At 38.6% G+C, this 10,894-nt stretch carries 11 protein-coding genes and 2 pseudogenes; 10 read left to right on the forward strand and 3 right to left on the reverse strand.

Annotated features, from left to right (window positions below; genetic code table 11):
* Window positions 1–574 precede the first annotated feature (574 nt).
* Together NLX67_RS21730 and NLX67_RS21735 are read left to right on the forward strand one after the other, a co-directional pair.
* A complete protein-coding gene (locus tag NLX67_RS21730; RefSeq protein ID WP_254313491.1) occupies window positions 575–970 on the forward strand; it encodes a hypothetical protein in 396 nt (131 codons plus the stop codon).
* Window positions 971–1,605: 635 nt separating this feature from the next.
* Entirely contained in the window at window positions 1,606–2,466 is an 861-nt protein-coding gene (locus NLX67_RS21735) for a PPK2 family polyphosphate kinase (RefSeq protein WP_254313492.1), read from the forward strand.
* Window positions 2,467–2,678: 212 nt separating this feature from the next.
* Here the strand turns inward: NLX67_RS21735 and NLX67_RS21740 are convergent, their stop codons facing one another.
* A complete protein-coding gene (locus NLX67_RS21740) occupies window positions 2,679–2,831 on the reverse strand; it encodes a YfhE family protein (protein WP_254313493.1) in 153 nt (50 codons plus the stop codon).
* Window positions 2,832–3,050: 219 nt separating this feature from the next.
* Window positions 3,051–3,245 (reverse strand): YozQ family protein, encoded by a 195-nt coding sequence (locus NLX67_RS21745; RefSeq protein ID WP_254313494.1) that lies wholly within the window; start codon window positions 3,243–3,245, stop codon window positions 3,051–3,053.
* 450 nt (window positions 3,246–3,695) lie between these two features.
* On the opposite strand from NLX67_RS21745, the pseudogene NLX67_RS21750 reads away from it, so the two are divergent.
* From NLX67_RS21750 to NLX67_RS21770, 5 genes and pseudogenes are all read left to right on the forward strand, one after another.
* Window positions 3,696–4,599: pseudogene (locus tag NLX67_RS21750) on the forward strand (trans-sulfuration enzyme family protein).
* 85 nt (window positions 4,600–4,684) lie between these two features.
* Window positions 4,685–4,924 carry a hypothetical protein gene (locus NLX67_RS21755; protein WP_254313495.1) on the forward strand — a complete coding sequence of 80 codons (240 nt, stop codon included), beginning with the start codon at window positions 4,685–4,687 and terminating at the stop codon, window positions 4,922–4,924.
* A 224-nt stretch (window positions 4,925–5,148) separates the two neighbouring features.
* On the forward strand, window positions 5,149–5,376 hold the full coding sequence (locus NLX67_RS21760; protein WP_254313496.1) for a hypothetical protein: 228 nt from the start codon (window positions 5,149–5,151) through the stop codon (window positions 5,374–5,376).
* Window positions 5,377–5,486: 110 nt separating this feature from the next.
* On the forward strand, window positions 5,487–5,699 hold the full coding sequence (locus NLX67_RS21765; RefSeq protein WP_254313497.1) for a hypothetical protein: 213 nt from the start codon (window positions 5,487–5,489) through the stop codon (window positions 5,697–5,699).
* A 378-nt stretch (window positions 5,700–6,077) separates the two neighbouring features.
* The gene (locus NLX67_RS21770; RefSeq protein WP_254313498.1) at window positions 6,078–6,302 is read left to right on the forward strand and encodes a hypothetical protein; all 225 of its coding nucleotides are present in this window, start codon (window positions 6,078–6,080) and stop codon (window positions 6,300–6,302) included.
* 661 nt (window positions 6,303–6,963) lie between these two features.
* Here NLX67_RS21770 and NLX67_RS21775 read toward each other — a convergent pair.
* Window positions 6,964–7,407 (reverse strand): Rrf2 family transcriptional regulator, encoded by a 444-nt coding sequence (locus NLX67_RS21775; RefSeq protein ID WP_254313499.1) that lies wholly within the window; start codon window positions 7,405–7,407, stop codon window positions 6,964–6,966.
* A gap of 220 nt (window positions 7,408–7,627) precedes the next feature.
* Here NLX67_RS21775 and NLX67_RS21780 point away from each other — a divergent pair, with 220 nt between their 5' ends.
* From NLX67_RS21780 to NLX67_RS21790, 3 genes and pseudogenes are all read left to right on the forward strand, one after another.
* Entirely contained in the window at window positions 7,628–8,500 is an 873-nt protein-coding gene (locus tag NLX67_RS21780) for an SDR family oxidoreductase (protein ID WP_254313500.1), read from the forward strand.
* A gap of 325 nt (window positions 8,501–8,825) precedes the next feature.
* Window positions 8,826–10,087, forward strand: a pseudogene (locus tag NLX67_RS21785) (asparagine synthetase B family protein); the annotation flags it as partial.
* A gap of 134 nt (window positions 10,088–10,221) precedes the next feature.
* On the forward strand, window positions 10,222–10,419 hold the full coding sequence (locus tag NLX67_RS21790) for a hypothetical protein (RefSeq protein ID WP_254313501.1): 198 nt from the start codon (window positions 10,222–10,224) through the stop codon (window positions 10,417–10,419).
* Window positions 10,420–10,894: the final 475 nt, after the last annotated feature.

The raw sequence follows: 10,894 nt of genomic DNA on the forward strand, positions 1-10,894 counted from the left end.
ACTCCCTGTTACAGCTTAAAGGTTAAAACTTTATATCGTGACGTGCAATGCAGCTTGTATTTATATATTACATGGATCGATCGCTGCATTCAATGGTAGTTGTTACCCTGAATTCCTGAATGAACCTAACAATAACAATTCATGTATATACGCCGGTTATAAAAAATCAAATAATGAAGTCCTGAAACAAAATGAACCGGCGAAAAATCACTGTTGTGTACTCAAAGAAGATTAGAAAAGGCATCCGGGTGAAAGCAATAGTCGAGGGAAAAGCGCTCTTTATTGTAGGAGCAAAGAAACTGGAATCAGTATGAAGAAATAATGTTTACGGATGCGGTTTAGGTTGGTAAATGTAAAGAGAAATGATCGGTTTGCTCATGAAAGAAAAACGGGAAGCGGCCGGGCTGTCTGTCTCTTTCATAGCGGACATCTCATCCTGGTCTCAGCACGGACGTTATACGGCGTTTTGAGCGCGGTGATTCAATCAGCAGACCTTCTCCCTGCGTTTATTATGATGGTTCTGGCACTTCACAGACATGGTTTAACGCATGAAATCAGGGCATAGGAGGATAACATGAATATAATTGATCTGCAGGGATACAAGCAGCATAAATTGTCTGAAAAAAAGCGAGTGGAGAAAGAAACAATGGAGGAAGAAAATCAAAATATCATCGCCTGCCTTGGTATTGGTGTTCCCGGACTCCTTGATCTTGTTAAAAACCATGAATTAACTGATGACAGAAAATATTCACTTAACTCGTATTTAGAAATGATCCAGAACGTATTTAAGAAAGAGCCAAGGGACTTATTCTATGATGCTGTTAGAATGGACGAAGATGCTTTTTACGATAAACACGAGCTGAACTGGTCGATCACTATTGATAAAATGCTAACATTCTTGGCTATGATGAAAGAAAGCAGCCACAGTACTTATGCACGGATCGTAATCGAAACTATGGAAGATACATAATCAAGAGGCGGCTGGTCCCGCTTCTTGAAAAGATAGAAATTAGTTTGAAGTGATTGCCTCATACGATCTGCATCATAGGCACAAACAAAAGTGATTTTATTCAAAAAGACCATTTGATGTATGTGGTGTTCATAGTTTTCTATTTCACGATAAACATTGTTCACACCTAGTACAGTGTGTCCAAAATTCTGCATTCACATTGTTTTGTTTGTATGATTTATACCTATAGAAAAAATAATAAACACCTATTTTAATATTTTTTTGAGACTGAAATAGAATCGCAGCCGGAAGCCTATGAATTCTGGAACTTATTTGAATTTCAATTAGAAGAAGCCATTTTGATCAAACTTTATTCTAAGCCTATAAATTCAAGATTAATTATGTAAGGATTTGTTTAAATTAACGGTGGCATTCTGTTTCACTAAGAGGAGTAATCGAAGTTATTGTGAGGACAATGATACTTAAGAAATTGTGAAGGATTAAATAAAGAAAAAGCGGGATATTGATAGAAAGAGTAGGATTCGTTTGTGCTTTTAACAAGGGGGGTAATTAAATAATAAGCAACACTTTTAAAATTAATTTCCACAACCGATATCGAATTTTTCAAAGTTTGAAGTAAGAAATGGGAGGATTACATGGATACAAGCAAATATTTAGTTGAAGAAAATAAAAACCTTGAACTATTGAAATATGCGACTACAGAGGAGGATTGCATCGAGGAAAAAGAATTGCTGGAAAAACGGATTCTAGAAAGTGTCAGCAAGCTGAAGGATTTGCACTGGAAGCTTCATGCAGAATCGAAAAAAGGAATATTAGTCGTTTTGCAGGCGATGGATGCAGCTGGAAAAGATGAAGCCATCAGTTACATCTTTTCGAATTTAAACGCGCAAGGCTTGAAAACGACTTCCTTTCAGAAACCCTCTGCCACTGAGCTCAGCCATGACTACCTTTGGCGGATTCATGAAGGACTGCCTGCAAGAGGCCAAATTGGCATCTTGAACCGTTCACATTATGAAGAAGTGATTGCGCCAAGAATCCACGACTTATTAGGGGATGAAGTAATCCCGGACGATGTGAAAAAGGAAAAAATTTGGTCGGTGCGCTATCGGCAAATTAACGATTTTGAACGCTATATGGTTGAAAATGGATTCCAGGTGATCAAATTTTTCTTTAATGTATCGAAAGAAGAGCAGAAAAAAAGGTTGTTGGAGCGAATGAAAGATCCGAAAAAGAACTGGGAATTCTCTTTTAGTGATGTTGAGGAAAGACAGCACTGGGACAGTTACCAAGAAATATTTGAAGACATGTTAAGCAATACATCTACGGAATATGCACCATGGTACATACTCCCAGCAGATGATGAATGGTATTCACGCTACATTATAACGGAAGTAATGATTGAATGGCTGGAAAAAATGAATCCGCAATATCCAGAAATTTCAGAAGAAAACCGGAAGAAACTGGATGAATACATTGAGATGCTGGAGAATGAGTAGCCGGTTTGTTTACGCGGAACCTGAACTTGGAATAAGTCTGATGCTCGCCATTTAGCATTATTCGGTTTATCAACGGTGTTAATGCCAATTATGACGCTTTACCAGGTCATTTAAATCCACATGGTAAAGCGATGAGCCACCTTAAGTCAGTTAATTTTACGATTTCAAGGTGGTTCTTTTATATTTTTATATCCTAAAGATAGGTACACTATTTATAAGCTGTTTTTCGCATTTGTACCCTTATTCATGTCTTTCCCAGCTGTATCTGCTTTTTTAAATTCATGATCATACAAAACTTCCTGAGTATCTGTCAGCCCATTACTTTCGACAGCCATTTTTTCTTTCGGTGCTTTTTTCTTGTCCATTTTCAAATTCTCCTTTCCCCTTTAAATAATTGCCGTCCTTATTTTTCTTCTGAAAGTAATCTTATTGGCCAACAACATAAAAAAGGGACGCACTCTTTAGGAGAGTCCCTTTATGCAAGGACCTCTGGTAATTTTCGCAGAAATTAGCAGCAATTTGGCTTTGTAATCGAAAAGGCACCCTTGTGGATATTCCTTTTCATCGATAACAGGGATTGGATGTTATTCTGATTTCTTTTGAGCATTTCGTGGTATAGTGCTTTCGTATTCCGAGGGTACGACTTCTCCTGACATGTAATAATCACTAACTTGTTCATGAGTAGTAGCCAGCCCTTTAGAAACTTCATCATTCCTATTATAATCTTTAGGTTCAAAATTCTTGGTAATTGAAGGTGTTTCTTTATTTTCTTTTTTCAATGTAAACACTCCTTTCTTTTCTTTTTTGTATTTTCTTCAAAGTAATGAGGTTTATTCATGTTTAGGCGTATCCGTTAAACCTTTTTAATTAGAAATGTAATCGTTATGAATAAGATTCTGAATAAAGTGTACAATCTAAAATGTTACTGTTGTGCTAACTGATGCACGGGTTATCATTACACGGGCTAAGCAGGCAGAGGAAATTCTAATCAATAAATGTACAAATATAATTTTTCTTGGACGCGGGTTACTCGGAGGACTGATGCAGATGCCTGGAAGTTTAGAGCTGTATTGTAAAAGTAAATTATATAAAATCAATCTTATTGCTCACCAAACTTCGGAAAGAGGAGGTGTTTTAAAAGTTAACGTTTTACTGCCAGGAAAGTAGTAATCGTTTTTAAAGGTAATATAACTGTATAACGTTAGCAGTCCTTCCTATACTAAAAGGGGATGGCCGCTATCACAGCCGTCCTTTTTAATAGTGTAAAGAGTGGGGATCATATTGTAACGGTTGGGAATGTTTATACATCAACGCTAAATTTGCTAAAGTATTTACACAAATTTCAAGTTGAGCATTCGGTTGTTTATTCAACAGACATTGAGGCTATAAAACAAGCCATCCGTCCAAGCACAAAACTGATTTTTCTCGAAAGCCCGACAGATTTAAATTTCCGGCTGATCGACTTGCAGGCAGTTGCCAGTCTTGCTAAATCCCTCACCATTCGGACAGTTATCGACAATACCTGGGACACTCCACTCTTCCAAAAACCCCTCACGTTAGGAATCGATATCGTCGTTCATTCCGCTTCTAAATACTTAGGTGGACACAGCGATGTCATGGAGGCGTTCTTATTACGAGCGCATCCATAATGGAAACAATATTTTCTGAAGAATATCTTCTTCAAGGAAGTATTTTCGTCCCAGCTGAGGCCTCAAAACTTCTTAAAGGACTGCGAACACTTCCTCTGCGAATGAAAGTCCATCAAGAAAATGCCTGGAAAGTCGCAGCGTTTTTAGAAGGACATAAACAGGTGAAAAACGTGCATTATCCGGGTCTGTCCTCCCATCCTGATTTTACATTAGGCAAAAACAAATGAACGGATATTCAGGTTTGCTAAGCTTTGAATTATATTCTTCCTCCTATCAAAAGGTTGCAGAAGTCATCAATAGGGTGAAAGTATTTCAAATTGGCGTTTCATGGGGATCATTTGAGAGTTTAATTTGGTCGCCGAACTACGGAACAAATGTGGAAAATCTCCGGGAAGAGCATATAAACCCTGGGATAATTCGAATTGCTGTAGGGCAGGGGGACCCGGCAGAGTTGATTGAAGATCTTAACCAAGCTTTGAGATGAAAAAGCGAAAGTCACTCTTAACTAAGCCAGCGTTATTATTAACAACATTCCTGAGAAAAAGCCCTGCAAAAATGCGGTCATACGGGTGCTCGGCCATGAGCAGATTGACACGACGGTGATTTATTTGCAGAAGATTATGGACCGGGAGCAGCAAACCAAGCAGCAAACCAAGCAGCAAAAGAAATCGGCTTCAAAGCATTTAAAGGAGAAAAGGATAACTCGGGTGTATACCGGCGTTTATACATCGCTTGAATCCACAGAAGAAGCGCGGGCTCTTATTAATGCTGAACATGGGTACAATCCGAAAGTGCACAAAGAAGATTGAAAATCACGGAATATTCGACATGCGCCGATACAGAACATAAGCAGCCATCGATCTTCCGGATTCCGGAGAGTCTTTTTTTCTTTTTCAGCCTTCTCACCCAGTCGCACCGCTTCCCTCTTTTTCGCACTTTTCCTTAAATTTTTTCATCTATTTTGGAATAAAGCAAGCATCCCCGCCCATATCATCATTTAACACTAATTAACACTAGGGAAGAGATGGTGGGAATGAGCGAAGAAAAAAAGCTCACTGTAAAAAACATTCCTGTGTACCTCGGAAAAAATAATACTCCCGCAAAGGAACGTCGTGTAGAGCCTGTTCGGTCATTATCAGCGAAGCTTAATCCGGAATATGACAAGGATTTAATGGATGCGTTGACAAAGATCCCGAAACGAGAAAGATCCAAATTATACCGTGATGCGGTACGCCTTTACCTAAAACAAAACCTTCAATAAAACCCAATGGTTTTTCCAGCAGCCAGGAATACGCCGCCGACAATCAGTGCGCCACCAATGATTAGGTGCATGTTATCACCGTTATCGAAAGCGAAAAGGAGTGTTGCATAATGATGAAGGATGTAGAGATCATCGAAATGTGCCGCCAGTTTGCTGCTGGTCTTGTATGGAAATACGGAGCGCGTGCCTTTCCACAGAATTGTTTTGCCAAGCTCGAAAGCATTACACGCAAGAAACTGGCTGGATTTACAGAGGATGAGAAGGCACAATTTAACTGGACGCTGTTCTTTAATATAGAAATACTAGAGATCGAAATGGAGTAGAAAAAGCCCCGGTTTTTCGGCCGGGGTCATAGATACTTCCTATATCCTTGAACTTACCTTCATTAATAATATATTCACCCGGTCTTGGCCAGGCACGGCAGTACAAGTGAACTATGCTGTGTATTTGCATTGCTCCCACATGATGCGTCTCAGCAATCTTTTTATTACATAACCGGCACATCATAACGATCTTTTCTTTTTTGCTCCACATACAGCGAACTCCTTTACCTAGAAGATAACCGGGGGCTATGGGCTAGTAAAGTCGCAATTTATTGATTTTGTTACATTCAATACCAACAATCGAAAATATGTTCCTGAAACACTTGTTTCTAAAACGTTTGTTCGATATAATGGGATAAACAAAAGGAGGTTGTTAAAATGCAGGGATTGTTTCGAATGTCGTTAGAAGAGAAGAAGCCGATTTTGATTATGTATATGAATGATGAAAGAGTCATTACAGATCGGAACATTATTGTGCGGAAAATACATGAGGATTATATCCGGGCTTACTGCTTGAAACGGAATCAGCTACGGACATTTAAACGAGAAAACATTTTAGCAGCTTCCAAGCCGAAACAGAAACGAGGTGTGCGCTATGCATAAGACGCTAGCGAATCGCCAGCAAACGATTTTGAAGTATATAGCTTCATTAATTAGAGTTCAATCCAACATACCAGCAATTTATGGTGGACTATATTTTTTCAGTGAACGTAATTGGCTCGATTTTTTTAATCCCATACAAAAACAAGCTCTCGTCTTTAATAAGGACAAGGGCCTGTTTATTGTTTTAAGGTACTGGACAAGCCAGCTATCGTAACAACGTTTCTTTTTAAGTAATAAATAAATATAATTCCTTCTTTATCCTCGTATTGGCCCCACCTACGCCAGATACCTTGACGGCCACCTTTGCCATCCTGCCCAATATTATATTCTTTTATCACTCTATTACTGATATACCCGGAAAAACAAGGATGAATCCATCTTCTTTTCTTTTTTACTTTCCGAATATAATGATAGTCCTTTCGGTTCAGCCTTGAAAAACTGTTTTATATAGAAATAACCCAAGAATATCAAAACCGTAACAATAGCGAAATCCAAATTTACTGAGGAGGAGCTTTTAATGGCTGCTAACAATAATGATAAAATGGGTCGTGAGGAAGCTGGTCGTAAGGGCGGAGGAAAGAGCCATCGTTAAAGAATCATAAAAGAAGAGAATTCGTTAAATTGTTTTATTATGCTGCCTATGAATCCTTATTGCTGCTTTTCAAAATTTACTATTTAATTTCTCTTTATCAACAATATCCTTTACAACGTCTTCAAGGGTTACATTTCCCAAAGTTTTTTCCAATGCTAATTGAGCGGCTGTAAATAATGGGCCTATTGTATTTTGAATATTTCTTCCTACAGGACAATTAGGAGCTGGATTTTCATGTATGCTAAACAATTCCTTTTCCTGCACAACATCGACCGCTTTATAAACATCAAGTAATGTTATATCAAATGGATCCTTAGCTAGTTTAGCTCCCGCAATACCAGGATGTACTTCTATTAATCCTGTCTTTTTAAGCATCCCCATAATTTTTCTTATTACGGCTGGATTCGTGTTTACACTTCCTGCTAAAAATTCCGATGAACTTATTCCCTCTTTATTTAATTCAATAAGAGTTAATATATGAATTCCAACAGCAAATCGACTACTGATAGACATTTTATCCCCTCTCATTACACATAATATAACCAATATCTCAATATTATTATCATGTAATTCATTTAATTACAAGTCGCATATTTCTTGAAATATCAAGTGAAATAGAAGAATTTTTATTAGTTGACAAAAACTCTACAAGTAATTAATATGGTTACAGGTAATCAAGACAATTACAAGTTAACAAAAACGATTTCAACAAAACATATTGGAGGAATAGACCATGAAAATGTTAGTAACAGGAGCAACAGGAAAATTGGGGACGAAGGTTGTAGAAACCTTATTGAAAACTGTACCAGCTAGTCAACTGACTGTCAGTGTGCGCAATCCAGAGAAAGCGGAAGGACTGCGAGCTCGCGGAGTAGAAGTTCGCCAAGGAGATTTTGATCGTCCAGAAACATTAGATTCCGCTTTTGCAGGTATCGACCGCTTACTAATTATTTCTGCGGATGGAGATAATGAAACAAGAATTCGGCAGCACACAAACGCGATAGCAGCGGCACAGCGTGCGCAAGTTGGATTTATTGCATATACTAGTGCAGCAAATGCAAGTGAAAGCAAGTTGTTCCTTGCTCCAGTACATCGTGTCACGGAAGAAGCCATCATCAAAACAGGTATTCCATACTCCTTCCTACGCAACAACTGGTACTTAGAAAATGAAATCGCGGGCATCCAAGGTGTCCTTGCAGGAGCTCCTTGGGTTACATCTGCAGGAACTGGTAAGGTAGGCTGGGCACTTCAGCAGGATTATGCAGAGGCTGCTGCAGCGGTACTATCCGGGAACGGACACGAAAACACAACTTACGAGCTTTCTGGTGAGCTATTTACTCAGGAAGAACTGGCATCTGCTCTTGGGGCTGTATTGAGTAAAGAAGTACCTGTGCAACAGGTTGACGACGCCACTTATGCTGATATTATGAAAGGCGCTGGGGTACCAGATTTCCTCATTCCTATGCTGGTTAACATCCAAAAAGACATTCGGGAAGGAGCTTTGGAAATCGAAAGTAACGATTTCGAAAAACTTCTCGGCCGTCCAATTATGCCGATCAACGAAGCACTGACTCAAATCGTTAATGGCATCTCTCAAACAAAATAATTGAATTCACTTAAAAACCGACCTTCTGCCATTTAGAAAGGTCGGTTTTTAAGTTCAAGAATCAAGCTAATCAGAATCAGTAGCAAATGAAACAATTTGCTATTATAGAAAAATTTGCCATTATAAATAATAGAAATCGTTAATATTCATGTTTATACGGGAATAAAAGATAAATACAGAGCCAGCATGTGGGCTTTAAAATCTTTTCATTGATTCATTAAAGCACTACAGAAACGACTTTATTGTTTTTTAAACAACTTTATTATCCTTATATAGAACATTTCAATATAAAATGAAGCATCCTGATTAAATGCAGGGGCTTCCTTATTTCACCCAAAAACCGGGAGAGAAAATGAAGATTACTTCGTATTGGCAGCCGACGTTCATGCCATCCAACATGGAAAATAGGAAGATGATAAAAGAAATCCAGGATACGCTGATGGATTCAGTGAACGTCCATATGAGAAGTGACGTACCTGTCGGGACCTTCCTTTCGGGTGGTATTGATTCTTCCTTTATGGTTTCTTTAGCAAAAGAAGTGAATCCGAACATTAAAACCTTTTCAGTAGGGTTTGAAAACGAAGGATATAGTGAAATCGATATTGCTAAAGAAACAGCGCGCCAGCTAAATGTGGAAAACATCTCTTATTTGATCTCGCCGGAGGAATTCATGGCCGCCTTGCCAAAAATCATCTGGCATATGGATGACCCGCTCGCCGATCCATTGTATTTCCTGGCGAGGGAAGCCCAAGAGCATGTAAAAGTCGCCTTGTCGGGAGAAGAGGCAGACGAATTATTTGGCGGATATAATATCTACCGGGAGCCCCAGTCCCTACAGATGTTTTCCTACATGCCGTCTCCTGTGAAATTCCTTTTGAAGACACTCGCGAACGGCATCCCGGACGGGGTCAGAGGAGAGAGCCTAATAGAGAGAGGCACGACACCCCTGGATAAACGGTATATCGGCAATGCGAATATTTTCAATGAAAAAGAAAAGAAGGATCTGTTGGTTCATTATCTGGGGAATGCGGAAAATGAAAAAGTAACGAACATGCTGTACGCCGATTCCTTTTCCTATGACGATGTCACCAAGATGCAATACATTGATATCCAAACCTGGCTGAAGGGAGACATTTTATTGAAGGCCGATAAAATGTCGATGGCTAACTCGCTCGAAGTAAGGGTGCCCTTCCTGGATCCACAAGTGTTCAGCGCCGCTTCAAAATTGACCATCAGTCAAAAAATCAATAACGGCCACACTAAATTCCTCCTTCGGGAAGTGGCAAAAGGCATTGTGCCCCGGCACGTATGGGACAGAAAAAACTCCGCTTCCCTGTGCCGATCCGGCATTGGCTCAAGAATGAAATGTACGACTGGGCGATCCAGCTAATCAACGAAAGCCACACAGACCACCTATTCAATAAACAAGCGATTCATGCATTGCTCGCCGATCATGTAATGGAAAAGAGAGATAATAGCCGAAAACTATGGACCATCTTCACCTTCATGATTTGTCACCAAATTTATGTAGAAAAGAAATATCAATTCGGAAACCATCAAGAGCAATATTCCCGCTTAACTTCTTAACGTTTATAAAACAGCCACACAAAAAGAGCCTTTTGAGATCGGGGACTGACCCCATAGAGTGAGACAAATGAAAAGTACCTTTAAGTTGGAAAACGGGTATTGACTGCCTAAAAACAACTTGGAGGTGTTTTTCTGTGAGTTCAAGAGTGAGTTATCCAGCAGAAGTAAAAATGACGGCAGTTGAAACGAGATTAGCAGGGATACTGGTCAAAGAAGCCATGGCACAATTAAATATTCGACATCATACGCAATTGAAAAGGTGGGTAGCTTGGTACAAAAATGGGAAATGTATCAATGTTTTTATTTGCATAATAAAAAACCGCTCTTTTTGATGGCTTCCATTATAGTGTTCCAAGAGTTTCACGTTTTATTCGTACACTCAATCGTTCCGATAGAGATCGATTTAATGGAGAAAACCAATTTAGTAAATAAATCCATTACAGAAAAGGTATTGCTATAAAAATAAAAATGGGTTATATTATTAATCCGTCGTTAAAATAACGGCGAAAAAAGAATGAAATTCAAATATAGGTATTCATTATTTTAGTATAATTATTTTTTAAGTCAGTATTGACTTTCTTCTTCTAATCATGTTATATTAATCGTCCGCCAACGATAAAGATGGCATGGATGAAATGATTTGATTCTGTATTAATGATTTATTGAAATAATAATTAGATAAAAGTTATTGACTTTCAAATTACTGCATGATATGATAGTTTAGTTGCTATTAACGGCAGTGAAGAAAATTGATCTTTGAAAACTGAACAAAATCAATAAAAACGTCAACGTTTTAAGCAAGAAACT

The organism is Domibacillus sp. A3M-37 (assembly GCF_024213455.1).
Taxonomy (GTDB): domain Bacteria; phylum Bacillota; class Bacilli; order Bacillales; family Domibacillaceae; genus Domibacillus; species Domibacillus tundrae.

What these genes read in the sequence shown, in the direction of transcription:
- NLX67_RS21730 (WP_254313491.1), top strand. Translation starts at nt 575, where the DNA reads ATGAATATAATTGATCTGCAGGGATACAAGCAGCATAAATTGTCTGAA.
- NLX67_RS21735 (WP_254313492.1), top strand. Translation starts at nt 1,606, where the DNA reads ATGGATACAAGCAAATATTTAGTTGAAGAAAATAAAAACCTTGAACTA.
- NLX67_RS21740 (WP_254313493.1), bottom strand. Translation starts at nt 2,831, where the DNA reads ATGGACAAGAAAAAAGCACCGAAAGAAAAAATGGCTGTCGAAAGTAAT.
- NLX67_RS21760 (WP_254313496.1), top strand. Translation starts at nt 5,149, where the DNA reads ATGAGCGAAGAAAAAAAGCTCACTGTAAAAAACATTCCTGTGTACCTC.
- NLX67_RS21765 (WP_254313497.1), top strand. Translation starts at nt 5,487, where the DNA reads ATGATGAAGGATGTAGAGATCATCGAAATGTGCCGCCAGTTTGCTGCT.
- NLX67_RS21770 (WP_254313498.1), top strand. Translation starts at nt 6,078, where the DNA reads ATGCAGGGATTGTTTCGAATGTCGTTAGAAGAGAAGAAGCCGATTTTG.
- NLX67_RS21775 (WP_254313499.1), bottom strand. Translation starts at nt 7,407, where the DNA reads ATGTCTATCAGTAGTCGATTTGCTGTTGGAATTCATATATTAACTCTT.
- NLX67_RS21780 (WP_254313500.1), top strand. Translation starts at nt 7,628, where the DNA reads ATGAAAATGTTAGTAACAGGAGCAACAGGAAAATTGGGGACGAAGGTT.